Source organism: Phycobacter sedimenti (genome assembly GCF_038148855.1).
Lineage (GTDB): Bacteria > Pseudomonadota > Alphaproteobacteria > Rhodobacterales > Rhodobacteraceae > Phycobacter > Phycobacter sedimenti.
The window spans coordinates 258,759-276,872 of record NZ_JBBVGR010000005.1 but is presented as its reverse complement, the minus strand read 5'-3'; the positions used below and the strand labels follow the sequence as shown (position 1 = coordinate 276,872).

The 18,114-nt window shown below is 61.3% G+C and carries 15 protein-coding genes and 1 pseudogene; 12 read left to right on the top strand and 4 right to left on the bottom strand.

Translation table 11 applies throughout. The annotated features are described in order from the left end of the window. Positions 1-130: 130 nt before the first annotated feature. The 3 genes from AADA15_RS11105 to AADA15_RS11095 all read left to right on the top strand — a co-directional run bounded on the left by AADA15_RS11105 (position 131) and on the right by AADA15_RS11095 (position 2,874). Positions 131-1,186, top strand: coding sequence for a Hint domain-containing protein (locus tag AADA15_RS11105; RefSeq protein ID WP_341641624.1), 1,056 nt, complete (start codon positions 131-133; stop codon positions 1,184-1,186). A gap of 273 nt (positions 1,187-1,459) precedes the next feature. Then, positions 1,460-2,080 (top strand): 30S ribosomal protein S4, encoded by a 621-nt coding sequence (gene rpsD / locus AADA15_RS11100; RefSeq protein WP_341641623.1) that lies wholly within the window; start codon positions 1,460-1,462, stop codon positions 2,078-2,080. 221 nt (positions 2,081-2,301) lie between these two features. Further along, on the top strand, positions 2,302-2,874 hold the full coding sequence (locus AADA15_RS11095; RefSeq protein ID WP_341641622.1) for a PA14 domain-containing protein: 573 nt from the start codon (positions 2,302-2,304) through the stop codon (positions 2,872-2,874). 26 nt (positions 2,875-2,900) lie between these two features. On the opposite strand, the gene AADA15_RS11090 is transcribed toward AADA15_RS11095, so the two are convergent. After that, positions 2,901-3,362, bottom strand: coding sequence for an Lrp/AsnC family transcriptional regulator (locus AADA15_RS11090; RefSeq protein ID WP_341641621.1), 462 nt, complete (start codon positions 3,360-3,362; stop codon positions 2,901-2,903). 101 nt (positions 3,363-3,463) lie between these two features. On the opposite strand from AADA15_RS11090, the gene AADA15_RS11085 reads away from it, so the two are divergent. The 8 genes and pseudogenes from AADA15_RS11085 to AADA15_RS11050 all read left to right on the top strand — a co-directional run bounded on the left by AADA15_RS11085 (position 3,464) and on the right by AADA15_RS11050 (position 12,793). Further along, entirely contained in the window at positions 3,464-4,888 is a 1,425-nt protein-coding gene (locus AADA15_RS11085; RefSeq protein ID WP_341641620.1) for an aminotransferase class V-fold PLP-dependent enzyme, read from the top strand. 111 nt (positions 4,889-4,999) lie between these two features. Then, the gene (hisC, locus tag AADA15_RS11080; RefSeq protein ID WP_341641619.1) at positions 5,000-6,091 is read left to right on the top strand and encodes a histidinol-phosphate transaminase; all 1,092 of its coding nucleotides are present in this window, start codon (positions 5,000-5,002) and stop codon (positions 6,089-6,091) included. Beyond that, complete coding sequence (locus tag AADA15_RS11075) at positions 6,088-7,005, top strand: prephenate/arogenate dehydrogenase family protein (RefSeq protein WP_341641618.1); 918 nt, start codon at positions 6,088-6,090, stop codon at positions 7,003-7,005. The genes hisC and AADA15_RS11075 overlap by 4 nt, the downstream gene beginning before the upstream one ends. Continuing rightward, positions 7,005-7,820, top strand: a complete 816-nt coding sequence (locus tag AADA15_RS11070; protein WP_341641617.1) for an extensin-like domain-containing protein — start codon at positions 7,005-7,007, stop codon at positions 7,818-7,820. Before AADA15_RS11075 ends, AADA15_RS11070 begins: the two co-directional genes overlap by 1 nt. 238 nt (positions 7,821-8,058) lie before the next feature. Beyond that, complete coding sequence (locus AADA15_RS11065) at positions 8,059-8,589, top strand: gamma-glutamylcyclotransferase (RefSeq protein WP_341641616.1); 531 nt, start codon at positions 8,059-8,061, stop codon at positions 8,587-8,589. Between the two features lie 78 nt (positions 8,590-8,667). Next, positions 8,668-9,861, top strand: a complete 1,194-nt coding sequence (locus tag AADA15_RS11060) for a biopolymer transporter ExbB (protein WP_341641615.1) — start codon at positions 8,668-8,670, stop codon at positions 9,859-9,861. Between the two features lie 3 nt (positions 9,862-9,864). Then, positions 9,865-11,970 carry a peptidoglycan -binding protein gene (locus AADA15_RS11055; protein WP_341641614.1) on the top strand — a complete coding sequence of 702 codons (2,106 nt, stop codon included), beginning with the start codon at positions 9,865-9,867 and terminating at the stop codon, positions 11,968-11,970. A 63-nt stretch (positions 11,971-12,033) separates the two neighbouring features. Continuing rightward, a pseudogene (locus tag AADA15_RS11050) lies at positions 12,034-12,793 on the top strand (IS5 family transposase). A gap of 25 nt (positions 12,794-12,818) precedes the next feature. On the opposite strand, the gene AADA15_RS11045 reads toward AADA15_RS11050, so the two are convergent. From AADA15_RS11045 to gloB, 3 genes are all read right to left on the bottom strand, one after another. Then, positions 12,819-13,787, bottom strand: coding sequence for a M23 family metallopeptidase (locus AADA15_RS11045; protein WP_341641613.1), 969 nt, complete (start codon positions 13,785-13,787; stop codon positions 12,819-12,821). Continuing rightward, entirely contained in the window at positions 13,787-16,114 is a 2,328-nt protein-coding gene (clpA, locus tag AADA15_RS11040) for an ATP-dependent Clp protease ATP-binding subunit ClpA (RefSeq protein ID WP_341641612.1), read from the bottom strand. Before clpA ends, AADA15_RS11045 begins: the two co-directional genes overlap by 1 nt. A gap of 179 nt (positions 16,115-16,293) precedes the next feature. Further along, complete coding sequence (gloB, locus tag AADA15_RS11035) at positions 16,294-17,067, bottom strand: hydroxyacylglutathione hydrolase (protein WP_341641611.1); 774 nt, start codon at positions 17,065-17,067, stop codon at positions 16,294-16,296. A gap of 55 nt (positions 17,068-17,122) precedes the next feature. Between gloB and AADA15_RS11030 the strand changes: the two genes are divergently transcribed. Beyond that, positions 17,123-17,869 carry a class I SAM-dependent methyltransferase gene (locus AADA15_RS11030; protein WP_341641610.1) on the top strand — a complete coding sequence of 249 codons (747 nt, stop codon included), beginning with the start codon at positions 17,123-17,125 and terminating at the stop codon, positions 17,867-17,869. Positions 17,870-18,114 lie beyond the last annotated feature (245 nt).

Sequence of the window (18,114 nt, the reverse complement as noted above, 5' to 3'; positions counted from 1 at the left end):
CAAGCGGTCGTGTTGCCCCTCTGCGCCTGGATCAGCCTGCTTTTTCCGGCGCCGGGGTTTTCCGCTTTGGGGTTGCTGCACGGCTTGCTAGTCTGCGCTCAATAACAAAAATCGAGGCAGACAAAGAGCAATGAAAACGGGCTTTACCGGCACGTTTGTCATTTCTTGGTCGCAAACGGAACTAGACGGTCAGAAGGCCGCGTCCTGGGCAGACATGCGCGTGGGGTCGGCTTGGTCCTGGTGGGGTGAAGCCCAGCGCGTGGATGGCCCGACAGAGGTGTTGCGCCTTGAGATGGCAAAGGATGCAGAGAACCTGCGCCAGCGGGCGGCACGATCCGTGCGCAAGCTGGTTGGCGCTGCGGCGGGTGCACCATCCCCAGAACCGTCATCGGTTGAGTTGGCCGACAAGAGTTTCACCCTCACCAATGGGATCGACCGATATACCGCGACGTTGATCGACGTCGCGCCTGGAAAGGCGCCGCTTCTGATGTTCGTGGATGAACTGCCTCCACGGGATCGGGAACTTTGGGTCCTGGGGCTGCGGTCAAAAGGTTCGGCGCAGAAAGAGGCTTCGACGCCCGAGAGCGGCGTGATCTGTTTCACGCCAGGCACCCTGATCGACACCCCGTGTGGGCCTTGCCCGGTTGAGACCCTGCGTGAGGGCGACCGGGTCCAGACCCGGGACAACGGCGTACAACAGATCCAATGGATCGGCGCTCGTCGGATGAGCGGGGCTCGACTATTTGTCTATCCGCACCTGCGGCCCGTTCGCCTGCGGACCGGCGCACTGGCGTCTGATCGCCCCGGCGCCGATCTTGTGGTGTCGCCCGAGCACCGTTTGCTGCTGCGTGGACGCCATGTGAAGGCGCTGTTCAACACGTCCGAGGTTCTGGTGGCGGCAAAGGATCTGACCAACGGCAGCACCATCGTTACGGACACGCATCTGCGCGAGGTAACCTACATTCACCTCCTGTTGGAGGATCATCAGGTGCTTTGGGCGAACGGCGTTGAAAGTGAGAGCTTTCATCCCGCCAATGCCGCGCTTTCTGCCCTGTCTGACGGCGACCGGCGGCGTTTGCTGGATCTGTTGCCGACGGTGGAGCAGGATCCGCTCAGCTATGGGGGTTTTGCCCGCCGGAACCTGACGACGTCCGAAGCGGCAATCCTGCGGCACGAGGCGGCCTAGCAAGGGGCCGAAACTCAGGCGGAAGGGCTATTGACTCGGGCGTGCAGCCCTATATAAGCGCGGCTTCATTGGTGTTGGTGGCCCCCGCAAGGGGATGCCTGTCATGGAGAGGTGCATTCGGACCAAACCAAGAGGACAACGCCCTTCATATGTTGCAGTTCATCTGGGACAGGTCGACCGCTTCGATGCGGCAATTGCAGACGCGATTGCAGCCCGCAAAGTGGGAACCGGTTTTCGGGCAAGCTGCAACGCCCTTAAAGAAGGAGATCAGCCGTGACCAAACGCACGTCTGCCAAGTACAAGATCGACCGCCGCATGGGCGAAAACATCTGGGGTCGTCCGAAGTCCCCGGTCAACCGTCGCGAATATGGCCCCGGCCAGCACGGTCAGCGCCGCAAGGGCAAACTGTCCGACTTCGGTATCCAGCTGCGCGCCAAGCAGAAGCTGAAAGGCTATTACGGCGATCTGACCGAGAAACAATTCCGCCGCATCTACGGTGAAGCCGAGCGTGTCAAAGGCGATACCGGTGAAAACCTGATCGGTCTGCTGGAGCGCCGTCTGGACGCGGTTGTTTACCGCGCCAAGTTCGTTCCCACCGTTTTTGCGGCCCGTCAGTTCGTGAACCACGGTCACGTTCTGGTCAATGGCAAGCGCGTCAACATCCCCTCCTACCGCGTGAAGGAAGGTGACGTGATCGAGGTCCGCGACAAGTCCAAGCAGATGGTTGTCCTTCTGGAAGCCACCCAGCTGGCCGAGCGCGATGTGCCTGACTACATCGAAGCCGACCACTCCAAGATGACCGCAACCTTCGTGCGCACCCCGGGTCTGGGCGATGTGCCTTACCCGGTCGTGATGGAGCCGAACCTGGTCGTCGAATTCTACGCCAAGAACTAAACGATTTCCCATTCTTGGGATATGTTATGGGGCTGCCTTTTGGGGCGGCCCCTTTTTCATGGTGGTAGCGATGCGTCGCTGGCAAGGCTGGCGAAAAGACGATGCCTGCCGTGGCAAAATCGCGCCGTTGGCCGGATTTCCATTTGGCTCCGGTGGTCTGTCGGGTTTAGGCTAATCTCACGTTGCCTTGATTGTCCGAGGTATCGATATGGAGAATTGCCATGAAAGCCATACTGGGTGCTTTTCCTGGGCTTGCCGCAATCGGACTGGCAAGCGCCCTGTCCGCGGCTCCGCTCAAGCTGCAACCTGCCAATCCTCAACCGGGGAGCCTGCGGCCTGGATTGGCCGTGCGGTATGCCTATCCTGAGGACGTGAAAGACTTGAGCCAGGCTCGGGCTGCGCTCAAGATCAGCTCAGAGGCAGGACCTCCGCTGAAGGGGCTGGATTACCGGGATACCAACGAGGGCGATCTGACGCTGACCTCTAAACGGGCGCAACATGTGGCGGCGCGGATCACCGGGTATGTGCGTTTCGACAAACCCGGTGTGTATAACATCGATTTTCTCACCAACGATGGTTTGCTGGCCAACATCGGCGGGCAGATCGTTGGGGAGTTTAACGGCCGACAGCCCTGCGACACCACAGTCATGACCGAGGTGGAGGTCCCGCAGGCGGGCTGGTACAAGCTTGATACGCTGTATTTCCAGCGTCTGGGCACTGCCTGCCTGCATATGCGCATGGGGCCAGAGGGCAAGCGCGTGAAATGGATGCCTGACTCGGCTTTTGGGCACTAACTGCCATTTGCCCTTCGGGCAGGACGTCAAAGCGGCAGGGGGCGGCCTTCGGCGATCGCCTCCATCGCGAAATAGGACGTTACGCTGTCCAGCTCGACCCCTGAAATCAGGCGCTGGTACACAGTGTCATAGCTCGCCATGTTTTCGGTGACCACCTTGAGCTGGTAGTCATAGTCCCCGCCGATCCGGTGGAAATCCACGACTTCTGGTATCGTCAGAACATGGGCGCGAAACCGGTTCAGCCAGTCGGCCGAATGATGGCGCGTACGCAGCATCACGAAAACCACCAGATCAAGGCCCAGTTTTGCGCGGTCGATTCGCGCGGTTGAGCCTTGCAGCACGCCCTTTTCATTCAGGGCTTTCAGCCTCCGCCAGCAGGCGTTCTGCGACAGACCCACCTTTTCTGCAAGATCGCGTTGCGACAGGGCGCCATCCATCTGCAAGGCGCGCAACAAGCGGGTGTCTATATGATCTAAATTTTCCTTCATTAATCGATCATATGACACGCAAAATCAGATATCTACTCAAAAATGAGTGGCAAAATAGCAGTGAACATGAGGCATCCTCTTCAAAGCTAAAGGAGAGCACGATGTCTTTTGCCTCATTCAAACACAGCCTGAACAGCACCGTTCAGCAGGGCTGCCTGGCCGATGATTTGATCGGTGAAGGCGTCCAGATCCCGGGACCTGATGGTCCGGTGCCCGTGGTCTATGCCGACTACGTTGCCTCTGGGCGGGCGCTGCGCTGCGTAGAGGCATTCATCACCGAAAATGTCCTGCCGTTTTATGCCAATTCCCACACCGAGGCGTCCTACTGCGGTGCGCATATGACGGGGATGCGCCGCGCCGCTCGGGCCGAAATCGCCCGTATTACCGGCGCAATGCGGGACGATGCGGTGGTCTTTTCCGGATCTGGTGCGACAGCTGGCCTGAACCGGCTGGTAAGCCTGTTCGGAGTGAATGCGGCCCAGGCGCCGGTGGTTTTCATTGGCCCCTATGAGCATCATTCCAACATCCTGCCGTGGCGGGAAAGCAAGGCTACGGTGGTTGAAATCCCCGAGGCGTCGGGAGGAGGCGTCGACCTTCAGGTTCTTGAGGCCGCACTCAAAGAATACGCGGCCTGTGATCTGAAAATCGGCAGTTTCTCTGCTGCCTCAAACGTGACCGGTGTTCTGACCGCTGTCGACGAGGTGACCCGGACCCTGAAGGCGCACGGCGCTCTTGCGGTCTGGGACTATGCGGGGGGAGGCCCCTATCTGCCGATCGATATGGGGGGCAATGGCGGTGTGCGCAAAGATGCCGTGGTTGTCTCGCCACATAAATTTCCGGGCGGCCCCGGTGCGTCTGGGGTGTTGATCGTCAACAGTCAGGCCGTGCGTCGGCGTGCTCCGTCCTGGCCGGGCGGCGGCACTGTCAGTTTCGTGTCTCCATGGGACCATGCCTACAGTCATGATCTGTCCGCGCGTGAAGAGGCGGGCACGCCAAATGTCATCGGAGATATCCGCGCGGCCTTGGCCTTTATGGTCAAGGAGGCGGTCGGCGAGGCAGAGATCGCCCGCAAGGAAGCCCATTTTGCCAAGATGGCTCGGGCGGGTTGGCAGGACAATCCGCGCCTTACATTACTGGGGCACCCCAGCGCGCTGCGCCTGCCGATCTTTTCCTTCACGGTTCGGGGCGCATCAGGGCAGCCCGTTCATCAGCAACTGTTCACCCGTATGCTGAGTGACTTCTACGGGATTCAGGCTCGGGGAGGATGCGCCTGTGCGGGCCCATATGCCCACCGGCTGCTTGGCATCGACGAAGCCGAGTCGCGCGCCCTGTTTGCCGATCTGGAGGCGGGGCAGGAGCTGCGCAAACCGGGCTGGGTGCGGCTCAATTTTTCCTACCTGATGACGGATAAGACTGCGGGTTTCATCATCGACAGTGTGAATGAGCTGTCCCTGCGCGCCGAGGGTCTGGCACAGCACTATCGGGCCGACCCCAGCACTGCGCGGTTTCATCCGAGGGCCGCGTAGAGAGCAAATGCGCAAGGTGTTGTGGCGACTGGCTGAGGGGGGACGCATCTTGCGGCTTTTCGATTGCTGCGCACAAGGTTAAACACGGGGCGGAACCAAGGAGTCCGTCGAATGAGCCAGATCACACCGCAGCCCGGCATTATGGACATCGCTCTCTATCAGGGCGGGGCTGCCCATGTGGAAGGGGTGAGCAATACCGTCAAGCTCTCCTCCAATGAGAACCCTCTCGGCCCTAGCCCGCGCGCCATCGAGGCCATGCGCGAGGCGGCGGGCAATATGCACCGCTATCCCAGCTCGGATCATGCAGAGCTGCGCGCGGCCATCGGAGAGGTTCACGGGCTTGATCCGGCGCAGATCATCTGCGGTGCGGGCAGCGACGAGATCATCACCTTCCTCTGTCAGGCCTACGCCGGGCCGGGGGATGAGGTGCTTTATACCGAGCACGGCTTTGCCATGTACCGCATCAGTGCGCAGGCCGCGGGCGCAACACCTGTGGAGGTGCCCGAGCGCGAGCGCGTGACGGATGTGGATGCCTTGCTTGAGGGCTGCACCGAGCGCACCAAGCTGGTGTTCATCGCAAACCCGAACAACCCGACGGGAACCATGATTGGCGCCGCCGAAGTGGCACGTCTGGCGGCTGGCATTCCCGACGGGGCGCTGCTGGTGCTGGATGGCGCCTATGCGGAATATGTCGAGGGCTTTGATGCCGGGGCAGCGCTGATTGCGGGCCGCAGCAATGTCTTCATGACCCGCACCTTCTCCAAGATCTACGGGCTTGGCGGTGCGCGTATTGGCTGGGGCTATGGCCCGCAGGAAATCATTGACGTGCTGAACCGCTTGCGCGGCCCGTTCAATGTGTCGTCAACCGCGCTGGCCGGGGCCTTGGCCTCGGTACGGGATACGGATTTTGTCGACCGGTGCCGGGCCGAGAACGCGAAATGGCGCAGCTGGCTTGCGGACGCTCTGGCGGAACTCGGCGTGCCGTCCGATACCTCTTGCACCAATTTCATTCTGGCGCGGTTTTCCAGCCAGGCCGAAGCCGAAGCCTGCGATGATTTCCTGAAAGCCCGAGGGCTGATCGTGCGGCGGGTGGCGGGCTATAACCTGCCCAATGCCCTGCGCATCACCATCGGGGATGAGGCCGCCTGCCGCGCCGTTGCGGCCGCGGTCAAGGCTTTCAAGGCAGGGGAGGGGGCGGCATGAGCGCCCCGGTCTACAACCGCGTCGCGCTGATCGGCCTGGGCCTCATTGCATCCTCGATGTTCTGGGCGATGAAACGGGCGGGGCTCGCCGGAGAGGTCACGGGCTATGCCCGCAGCACGGAAACCCGCGAGACCGCACGCCGGATCGGCCTGTGTGATCGTGTCTGCGACAGCGCTTCCGAGGCAGTCGAGGGCGCCGACCTCGTGGTGCTCTGCGTGCCGGTTGGCGCCATGGGCGCCGTGATGGAAGAGATATCTGCCGGGCTGAAGCCCGGTGCCACGGTTTCGGACGTGGGATCTGTCAAACGCCATGTGATCGAGGCGGTGTCCCCGCATATCCCCGAAGGTGTGCATTTCGTGCCGGCGCACCCTCTTGCCGGGACCGAGCATTCGGGCCCGGAAGCAGGATTCGCGGACCTGTTCAACAACCGCTGGAGCCTGTTGGTGCCGGTGGAAGGTACGGATCCGACTGCCGTCGATCGTTTGCGCCGCCTTTGGGAAGGCATGGGCGCCAATGTGGACGAAATGGACGCCGATCACCACGATCTGGTTCTGGCCGTCACCAGCCATGCACCGCACCTCATTGCCTATACCATGGTGGGGGTGGCCGATGACCTGCGCCGGGTGACCGACAGCGAGGTCATCAAGTACTCTGCCGCCGGTTTCCGGGATTTCACCCGCATCGCGGCTTCGGATCCGACCATGTGGCGCGATGTTTTTCTGACCAACAAGGACGCGACTCTGGAAATTCTCGGGCGGTTCACGGAAGAGTTGTTTGCCCTGCAGCGGGCCATCCGGACCGGCGACGGAGAGCACCTGCACCAGTATTTCACGCGCACCCGCGCCATCCGGCGGGGCATTATCGAGGCGGGTCAGGATACGGACGCGCCGGATTTCGGACGGACAAAGCCGTGATGATCGGGCGGGTTGCGGTTCTGATTGGCGTGATGGTGGCGGGAAGCGCCAGTGCGACGGCGCCCGAGGCTTCCCTTCGCCCCAATGCCCGTCCCGCCCCCGTGCACCACTCTGCCGCGCAGGATGAGCCCCCGGTTCGGCCTATGGCCCGCGCCCAATCGGGGGCGGTTCCCGTGTTGGCGTCGGCCCAGACCGGCGCTCTCGTGCCTGCGATTGACGTGCCCGCAATGCGCCCGGTCACGCGACCCGAAGCGATCGTCGAACAAGTCCTGTTCAATCGGCGTGCATTGCGAAAGACATCGGTCTGCGGCGATATCGACATCCAGGGAGAACCGGTCGGGACTGTCACGGGCAATTTGCCGGGGTGTGGGGCGAAATCCGCGGTTCGCGTAACGTCCGTGTCAGGCGTGCGTCTCAGTACGCCTTCGGTAATGCACTGCGATCTGGCCAAGTCGCTCAACCGTTGGGTCAGCAAAGACGTGGAAAAGGCATTTGGGCGGGGCAACAAGGTGGTGTCCTTGCGCGTGGCGGCGCACTATGCCTGCCGTAGTCGCAACAACCGCCCAGGCGCACGGATTTCCGAACATGGCAAGGCCCGTGCGATCGATATTTCGGGGTTCACCCTGGAAGACGGTCAGACTGTTACGGTGCTGGAGGGCTGGAAAAAGCGTCAGACCCGAAAGAAACTCCGCAAGATCTGGAAAGCGGCCTGCGGACCTTTTGGCACTGTACTGGGGCCGGATGCGGATCGCTATCATCAGGACCACTTTCATCTTGATGTGGCGCGGCATCGGGGCGGGGCCTACTGCCGCTGACCTGTATGGGAGCAAGGTAGCGCTCCCGCCACTGAAAGCGCCTTGGCCCTGGTCGGGCCAGACGATTTCCAGTGTTGGGCATGGCAGCCCGCTTTGCGGGCTGCTGCGCCGCAGCCGCATCCGCCCAGAGCAGGACGTGATGGCCAAGAACGGGATTTCCTGACAGACAGCCAATGAGCCTCTTTTGCGGCCGAGGAAATTGCTGTTTACAGGCGGCAATCGGAAAGGACCAATCGCCATGACCATGTGGGTGTTCGGATATGGATCGCTTCTTTGGAACCCGGGATTCGCCGTGGCGCGGCGCGAAGTTGCCACGCTGCACGGCTATGCGCGCTCTTTTTGCATGAGTTCGATCCATCATCGGGGCACCGAAGACGAACCGGGTCTTGTTCTGGCGCTGGATGAGGTTGCGGGTGCACGTTGCACCGGTTTGGCGCTGGCAGTCGAGGCAGGCGCCGAGGCGCAAACGCTGGACTACTTGCGGGAACGCGAGTTGATCTCTTCGGCCTATCTTGAGCGCAACCTGAATGTGGAGCTTCACACGGGGGACATCGTGAGGGCCGTGACCTATGTGATCGATACAGGCCACGTACAGTATTGCGGCGGCATGACCCTTGAGGATCAGGCCCGCATCATCGCCAGAGCGGTGGGAGGGCGAGGCCCGAACACCGAGTACCTGTACAATACCGCCAGCCACCTGTCCGAGATCGGGCTGCAGGATGAAGAACTGGACTGGTTGGCCCGGCGGGTGCGTCAAATCACATCATAAAGCCTTGGCCTTGCACTCTCTTTCCCTATAGGCTGCAGGTGCGAGAACAGCACGAGAGAGCGGCAGGAGCCCCTGAATATGGCGCAGCCAGACGGTAAGATCAGGCCACAGTTTTCCCAACCCGTCCGACAAGTCATCCTGATGCTGATCGCGTTGGGGCTTGCGGGGTTTGGTGCCTTTGTGGCGCTGCCGCGGGTGCTGCCGGTGTTTCAGGCCAATCCCTGGCTCAACGGTTTTATCCTTATCGTCTTTGTCATCGGTGTTCTGGCCTGTTTCTGGCAGGTTGTTCAGCTCATCGGCTCGGTGCGTTGGATCGAAAGCTTTGCTGCAGGCGGCGCACGTGGCGATGGGCGCCCGCCGTCGATGCTGGCGCCGCTGGCATCGCTTTTGCGATCAAGAGGCGCGCGGATGCAGCTCGGCTCGTCCTCGACCCGGTCCATACTCGACTCCGTTGCTACGCGGATCGATGAAGATCGTGAGATCACCCGCTACATTGTCAATCTTCTGATATTCCTCGGCCTTTTGGGTACGTTCTACGGGCTTGCCACCACCGTTCCGGCCGTGGTCGATACCATCCGCAGTCTGGCCCCGCGCGAAGGGGAAGAAAGCCTCGATATCTTCAATCGCCTCATGACCGGGCTGGAAGCACAGCTTGGCGGCATGGGAGTGGCCTTTGCCTCGTCTCTTTTGGGGTTGGCTGGCTCGCTGATCGTGGGGCTTCTGGAACTCTTTGCAGGGCATGGTCAGAACCGCTTCTACCGTGAACTGGAAGAGTGGATGTCGACCTTTACGCGGGTCAGCTTTTCCTCAGGTGAGGACGGAGCGGGTGACAGCGGCGTGGTCTCGCAGGTGCTCGACACCATGGCCGAGCAGATGGACGCGCTGCAGGGCATGTTTGCGGAAACTGCCCAGGGGCGTGCAGCGGTCGAAGCAAAGCTGTCGCAACTGGTGGATAGCATAAACGACATGAACCGACGTCAGGAACAGACCGAGGCGCTCAGCGCCGCGCTGGAACGGGTAGCCATGGGGCAGGAAACCCTGACCGAAATCATGCGCGCCCATGGCGATGTGGGCATGGATGCGGAAAGCCGGATGCGGCTGCGCTCCATTGATGTACAGATGCTGCGGATCCTCGAAGAGATTTCCGCGGGCCGCCAGGAAAGCCTGGCGGAATTGCGCAAGGATATTGATCTTATGGTCAAGGCCTTTGCGCCGCCACGCGGGGCACAACGCGCCGCGCGCTCTGTGTCGCCGTCTCAGGACGAGGGCTGATCCATGGCCCTGTCCCGGCGCACAGGACAAAGGTTTCAGGCGTCGATCTGGCCGGGGTTCGTCGATGCGATGACCGGGCTTTTGCTGGTCCTGATGTTTGTCCTGACGATCTTCATGATTGTTCAGTTCGTTTTGAGGGAAACCATTACCGGGCAAGAAAGCGAGCTCGACGAACTTTCGGCCGAAGTGCAGGCGCTGGCGGCTGCGCTTGGCCTGGAAGAGCGTTCAAACAGTCTTTTGACGGCAAGGCTCGGCGCTTTGAACGCGACGCTGAACACGACACAATCCGATCTGGAGCAGGCAGAGGCACAGCTTGCGCAGCAGCGCAGTCTGATTTCATCCCTGACCTCTGAACGGGATGCACAGGCCGCTGATCTTGAGGCTGCGCGCAGCCGCATCACGGCCTTTGAGGCGCAGGTGGCTGCCATGATCGCAGATCGTGACGCGGCAGTCGCGCAGATTTCAGATCTCACTGCCGAGCGCAGTGACCTAGAGGCGGAACGGGCCAGTCTGATGAGCGAGCAGGAGGCTTTGAACCTGGCATTGGTCCGGGCGCGTGAAGAGATTGACGCAGGTGCAGAAGCAGCCCGGCTTGCGGCAGCGCGGCGCGAAGCGCTTGAGGCCATGATCGCGGATCTGCAACGGGAAGGGGCAGCGCAGTCGGATGCGTTGGCCGCTTTGGAGCAGCAGTTGAGTGAAGAAGAGGCCGCACGACTTGCCGAAGCCGCCGCCGCCGAGGCCCTGCGCAAGAAGCTCGAAGATTCGGATGCGGAACTGACGGCCATGACTCTGGCGCTTGAGGCCCAGCGAAAAAAGGCAGAGGACACCCTGACGCTCCTGGCCGCTGCGGACGCCGCCAAGGCACAGCTCGACAGCAAGCTGGAAGAGGCTTTGTCGGTGCTGGAAGCCGCGCAGGCCCAGTCGCGGGAGCGCGATGAGCTGGCTGAACGCCTGACACGGGTTCTGGCACAGATGGAGGTCAGCCAGTCCGAAGCGGAGGGGCGCGTAAGCGCGCTTGAGGCTGAACTTGACCGGGTGCGAGCGGATGCAGCCGGTGTGAAAGCGGGTCTCGGGGCCCAGCTTGAGCAGGCCCAGGCGGATCTGGCCGCTGCGCGCAGTGCTGCCACCTCGACGGAAGAAGACCGGGCGGCCATTGAGCAGCGTCTGCTTGTCGCCCTGGAAGCCCTGGAAAACGCGCAGGCGGCGGCCAGCGACACGGATGTGTTGCAGCAGCGCCTTCTCGCGGCGTTGAATGCAAGAAACGCTGCAGAAAGCCGGGCAGAGGAGCAGCTGACGCTCGCCGAGCAGCGCGCCACCTTGTTGGCGGAGGCGCGGGCCGCCCTCGCCGATCAAAAGGAGCGTTCAACCAGGGCGCAGAGAGAGGCCGCCTTGCTGAATCAGCAGATTGCCGCGTTGCGCGCACAGCTTGGCAGCCTTCAGGCCATTCTGGATGACTACCAGGAACGGGATGCAGCGCAGCAGGTTCAGCTGCAGAACCTCGGTCAGGACCTGAACGCGGCCCTGGCGCGGGCGGCCTCCGAAGAACGGCGTCGGCGGATCCTCGAAGAACAGGAGCGCAAGCGGCTTGAGGCCGAAGCGGCTGCACTTGCAGACCGGGCCCAGAGTGCGGAGACCAAGGCGGAAGACCTGGAACGCTACCGCTCGGAGTTCTTTGGCCGCCTGCGGGATGTTCTGGGTAGCCAGGAGGGCGTGCGGATCGAGGGCGACCGGTTCGTCTTTGCCTCCGAGGTGCTGTTTGCGCCGGCCAGCGCAGAGCTGTCCGAAGAGGGCAAAGCCGAGATCGCAAAGGTCGCCCGCATCCTGCAAAGCGTTGCGGCCGACATTCCGCCCGAACTTGACTGGATCATACGGGTCGATGGGCATACCGACAGCACCACCTTGCTAGGCCACCCCAGGTTCAAGGACAATTGGGAGCTGAGTCAGGGGCGCGCTCTATCGGTGGTACGCTACATGATCGAGGCACTGGGTATTCCGCCCAATCGGCTTGCGGCGAATGGATTTGGTGAATACCAGCCGGTGAACCCCGCCGACACACCCGAGGCCTATTCGCAGAACCGGCGGATCGAGCTCAAATTCACTGAACGCTAGGGTCAGGACCCATTGATTTCCGTGTAGGGACGTGATTCACGGTTCGAAAAACGAGCGGTGAACATGTCTGATCTTTTCTGGTTGAGCGATGCGCAGATGGCGCGTCTTGAGCCCTTTTTTTGCCGAAGTCGCACGGCAAACCACGGGTCGATGATCGGCGTGTGCTGAGTGGAATTATCTTCATCAATCGCAATGGCTTACGGTGGCGCGATGCGCCAGCGGCCTATGGCCCGCACAAGACGCTGTACAATCGCTGGAAGCGGTGGAGCGATAAGGGCGTCTTCGCCCGGATGATGGCGGGACTTGCCGCGGAGCACGGCGAACAGAAGATCGTCATGATCGACGCGACCTATCTCAAGGCCCACCGACCAGCGACCAGCATGGGCGTGAAAAAGGGGGGCGTGGACGCCTGATCGGTCGCACCAAGGGTGGCATGAACACGAAACTGCACGCCATCTGCGACAGCCAGGGACGTCCGCTAAACCTGTTCGTGACCGCAGGACAGGTCAGCGATTACATCGGTGCCCGTGCATTGGTGAGCAGTTTGCCCAAGGTGGACTGGTTGCTTGGAGATCGTGGCTATGACGCCGATTGGTTTCGAGAAGCGTTGAAAGACAAAAGGATACGCGCCTGCATCCCCGGCCGGAAACAGCGGAAGAAGCCGGTGAAGTACGACAAGCGTCGCTACAAACGGCGCAACCGGATTGAGATCATGTTCGGCAGACTGAAAGACTGGCGGCGTGTGGCTACACGATACGATAGATGCCCGAAGGTCTTCCTGTCAGCCATCGCCCTCGCCGCACTCGTCATTTTCTGGCTATGAGTCCTGACCCTAGGCGCGTGCCGCGTTAGAAGCGAAGAACCCGGATTGTTCGGTCTATCTCTTTGCCGTCGCGAAGCAGCCGCGAGGTTCCTGTGTACAGTCCGGTCGGCCAAGAAGATGCGCGCAGCCGCTTGCCCGCGGCCCGGAAAAACTGCGCCTGATCCTTCTTCAAAGTCACCTTCTGCTCGATGATTATACCGTCCGGCCCTTCAATGGTGAGGGCGATGCTATCCCCCTTGCGCCCGCCAAAGGCATAGACCCAGAGCACCAGCGCCGGGGACTTGGAGGTCAGGGTGTTCTCCCGGTCTGCCGCTTCGCCGGTTTTTATGGCGTCATAAGCCGGAACATCGGCGCTAAACCCGGCGCCGATGAAACCACCGGCGACATAGGGGACCGGGTTTGCCCAAAGTGACTTTCCGCTATGAGGGCCACAGTCCGCATCTGGGGCCGTTTCAAATGGGTCGACGACCGCTCCCTCCTTGCGCACGGACAGGTGCAGATGGGGAAACTGCGTGCGACCGGAGAGGCCGACTTCGCCAAGGGCAGTTCCAGCCACAACACGGTCGCCGGTTTTGACGCGGATCGAGCCCTTTTTCATATGGCAGTATTGGGTTTCCCAGCCGTCTGCGTGTTGCAGGACAACACCGTTGCCGCAGTCGCGCCCCTGCAGATCTGCGGCATTGCCATTGATGGCATATCGGTCTTCCATGCCATCCCGCATTCCCGCAACAACTCCGTCGGCCGCAGCGCGCACCCGCACACCGACTTGCATGTCGCTGAGATAGGGCAGGGCGATGTCGCTTCCCTTGTGACCATCGTAAGTCAGGGCGCCGCATGCAAAGTCCCGCGCGCCCGGCCCCGGATCGCGGTCGACATACTGCTGGATGTGGCAGGTTTCACCCAAGGTGCAGTCAATCGGCCAGGACAAAGCAAAATCGCCCGCCGCAACAGGTGCGGCGAGCGAGTAAAACATAGCAACAAGCGTGCGGTACATCAGTCTGCGGTCAGCAGCGGTGGCTTGTCGCCCGAGATGCGGGGCTTGCCTGGCCCTTCGAGACGCAGATCGATCTTGCCGTCCTTGATGCCGACCTTGACCACGCCGCCCTTGGTCAGCTTGCCAAAGAGCAGCTCTTCGGCGAGCGGCTTTTTGATGTGTTCCTGGATCACGCGTCCCAGGGGGCGCGCGCCCATCTTGTCGTCATACCCCTTGTCGGCCAGCCATTCGGCCGCCTTGCGGGTCAGTTCGATTGAGACATTGCGGTCCATCAGCTGGGCCTCAAGCTGCAGAACGAACTTTTCGACCACCTGCAGGATGACCTCTTTCGGCAGCGGAGCGAAGGAGATGACCGCATCCAGACGGTTGCGGAATTCCGGCGTAAAGGTGCGCTCGATTGCGGCTGTATCTTCGCCCTCGCGGCGGTCGCGGCCAAAGCCGATGGCGGCTTTTGCCTGCTCGGTGGCGCCCGCGTTGGAGGTCATGATCAGCACGACATTGCGGAAGTTCACCGTGCGGCCGTTGTGATCGGTGAGCTGCCCGTTATCCATCACCTGAAGCAGGATGTTGAAGACATCAGGATGCGCCTTTTCGATCTCGTCCAGAAGCAGCACGCAATGGGGGTGCTGATCAACGCCGTCGGTCAGCAGGCCGCCCTGGTCAAAGCCCACATAGCCCGGAGGCGCGCCGATCAGTCGCGACACAGCGTGTTTCTCCATGTACTCGGACATGTCGAACCGCAGAAGCTCAACGCCAAGGGTATCGGCCAGCTGCTTGGCGACTTCGGTCTTGCCAACCCCGGTCGGGCCCGCAAAGAGATAGTTGCCGATGGGCTTTTCCGGCTCGCGCAGGCCGGCCCGTGCCAGTTTGATTGCGCTCGATAGCGCATCGATGGCGTCATCCTGGCCAAAAACCACGCGCTTGAGAGATTTTTCCAGATCCTTGAGCACTTCGGCGTCGTCCTTGGAGACGCTCTTTGGCGGGATGCGGGCGATCTTGGCAACGACGGCCTCGACCTCCTTGACGCCAATGGTCTTGCGACGCTTGCTTTCGGGAACCAGATGCTGAGCGGCGCCAGCTTCGTCGATCACGTCGATGGCCTTGTCGGGCAGCTTGCGATCGTTGATGTAGCGGGCCGACAATTCCACCGCCGATTTGATGGCATCGGTGGTGAATTTGACGCCATGATGATCCTCGAAATAGGGTTTCAGGCCCTTCAGAATGGCAATCGAGTCCTCGACCGTGGGTTCATTGACGTCGATCTTCTGGAACCGGCGGGACAAGGCGCGGTCCTTTTCGAAGTGCTGACGGAATTCCTTGTAAGTTGTGGATCCCATGGTGCGCAGCTTGCCGCCCTGCAGCGCAGGTTTCAGCAGGTTCGAGGCATCCATGGCCCCGCCGGAAGTCGCACCGGCGCCAATCACGGTATGGATTTCATCGATGAACAGAACCGCATCGGGGTGCTGTTCAAGTTCCGTGACAACCGCCTTGAGGCGTTCCTCGAAATCGCCGCGATATCGGGTTCCGGCCAAAAGCGCGCCCATGTCGAGCGAGTAGATCGTGGTTTCCGAGAGCACCTCCGGAACCTCACCCTGCACGATCTTGCGGGCAAGGCCCTCGGCAATGGCGGTTTTGCCCACGCCGGGATCGCCGACCAAGAGCGGGTTGTTCTTGCGGCGACGGCACAGGACCTGAATGCAGCGTTCAACTTCGTGACCGCGGCCGATCAGCGGGTCAATGTCGCCCTCGCGGGATTTCGCGTTCAGATCGACGCAGTATTTCGCCAGTGCGCTTTCCTTCTTGTCGCCCTCGGCGCTGGCCTGCGGCTGGGGCTCTTCCTCAGCCTCATGGGCGCCGGTCACCGGGCGCTGTTCGCCGTATGCCGGATCCTTGGCCACGCCGTGTGCAATGAAGTTTACCGCGTCATAGCGGGTCATGTCCTGATCCTGCAGGAAGTAGGCGGCATCGCTTTCGCGTTCGGCAAAGATGGCGACCAGAACATTCGCACCCGTGACCTCGGTTCGGCCCGAGCTTTGAACGTGGATCGCGGCCCGCTGGATCACGCGCTGGAAGGCGGCCGTGGGCACGGCCTCGCTGCCATCGATATCTGTGACCAGGTTCGACAGATCTTCATCAACGAAGGTAACCAAAGACGACCGGAGCTCATCCAGATCGACGCTGCAGGCGCGCATGACGCGGGCGGCGTCCGGCTCGTCCAGCAGCGCCAATAGCAGGTGTTCCAGCGTTGCGAATTCATGTCGCCGCTCATTCGCCAGCGCAAGCGCTGCGTGAATGGCATGTTCCAGTGTGCTCGAGAATGAAGGCACGGGCGTGCTCCTCTGTCTTGGGTTGAGAGGGCGGGCGGGCCTGTTAACCATCCTGCCCCATTCTCAACCATGGCCTCATAGTGTTAGAGTTTGGTTGATAGATCCCCGTCTTCAAGCGGATTCTTTCATTTTTCAGTCACATTTCTTTTCGATTGGTCAGAAATGGCGCAGGCAAGGGGTCAAAACACGTCCTTTCGTTTGCGAATTTCCGTAAAGACCTCAACGGGTTCGGCCCCTGTCATTCCGAGGTTCTCCTTTACTTTGGGCAGATGGGCGCGCAGGAAGGGATTTGTGTCGAGCTCCAGTTGCATTTGAGACGGAATGGTCGCCTCTCCCGTGCTTCGCGCTGCATCTATTTGGGCGACCCGAGTCTGCAGAGCCGGGTTGTCTGGCTCAATCGTCAGTGCAAAAGCCGCGTTCGATTGCGTGTACTCATGGCCGGAGTAGACCAGGATGCCGGATGGCAGCCGCATCAGTTTGGACAGACTTTCCCACATCTGTTCCGGCGTGCCTTCGAAAAGGCGACCGCATCCAAGGGCCATCAGGCTGTCGGCGGTAAAGACTGCGCTGCTGCCCGGGATATAGAATGCGATGTGGCCGATGGTGTGGCCTGAGACGTCGAGCACCTGCACCTCGTGGCCAAAGAGTGTGAAGCTCTCGCCGTCGTTTACCGCGCGATCCAGTTTGGGGAGCCGGTGGGCGTCGGCAGCCGCGCCCGTGACCTTGGCACCATAGGCGTCGCGCAAAGCGTCGGTTCCGTCGATATGGTCCCAGTGGTGGTGTGTGAGAAGGATTTCATCAAGGCCCCAGCCCCGCGCGGTCAAGGCGGCGGTGATGGCATCGGCCTCCGGCGCATCTACCAGTGCGGTACGGCCCGATTGCGCATCATGGAGCAGAAATGCGTAATTGTCTGAAAGGCAGGGGACGGTGACGATCTCAAGGGGCATGGCCATTCGCTCTTTCATTGTTAAACTGTCGCCAGAGTGACCCAAGCAGCAGGCGCCCGCAATGCATCTTGATGTTCAGGATCTGAGGAACTTCTACTATCGCAGTACTCTGGGCCGTGCAGCTCAGTCTGCCGTGCGCACGCGCCTGTTGCAGATGTGGCCCGAGGCGACGGGGCAGACCATGGTGGGTTTTGGCTTTGCCGCTCCGCTGATGCGGCCCTACCTGGCAGATGCCCGCCGGGTCATTGCCTTGATGCCGGCGCCGCAAGGGGTGATGCAATGGCCGGCGGGGCTGCCCAACGTGTCGGTGCTGTGCGAGGAAACCCGCTGGCCGATGGACACGGGCCGTGTGGATCGTCTGGTGGTCTTGCACGGGCTGGAAACCTCTGAGCGACCATCGGAACTGCTCGAGGAGGCCTGGCGCGTTCTCGGCCCCGGCGGGCGCGCGATCTTCATTGTGCCGAACCGGGCCGGGTTTTGGGCCCGTTCCGACAAGACGCCGTTTGGCTACGGTCGACCTTACACGCTGACCCAGCTGGAAAACCAGCTGCGCCTGCATCAGTTCACCATAGAGCAGCACACCGCCGCGCTATACCGTTTGCCCAGCTCCCGGCGGTACTGGCTGAAATCCGGCGCGCTATTTGAGCGGATGGGACGCCGCCTGCCTGCGATGCTTGCCGGGGGCGTCTTCATGGTCGAAGTCAGCAAGCAAACCCATCAACAGCGCGGCTTGATGACGCGTGTCAAGCGCTCCAACCCGATCCGGGTGCTGGAGGGGTTGTCAAACCCGGTGCCGGAGCCGGTATGACCGAGCGCCGAAAAAAGCGGCCTGATAGAGCGCAGAGTGGTGGAAACTCCGTCCTGAACTGGTGATTCCCGCGACAATGCGATGTATCAGCCTGCGCGGTGGGCCAGGCCTTGAGCCGCACGAAGGGGGAACAAAAGCCGTTTTGCGTGGTACAGGAATCGCAATTTTATGAACAAGACGTTCATTTTTTGACGCCCTTTGCGGGGGCAAAGGGCCGCACTTTGGCTAAGGTATTGAAAATACTT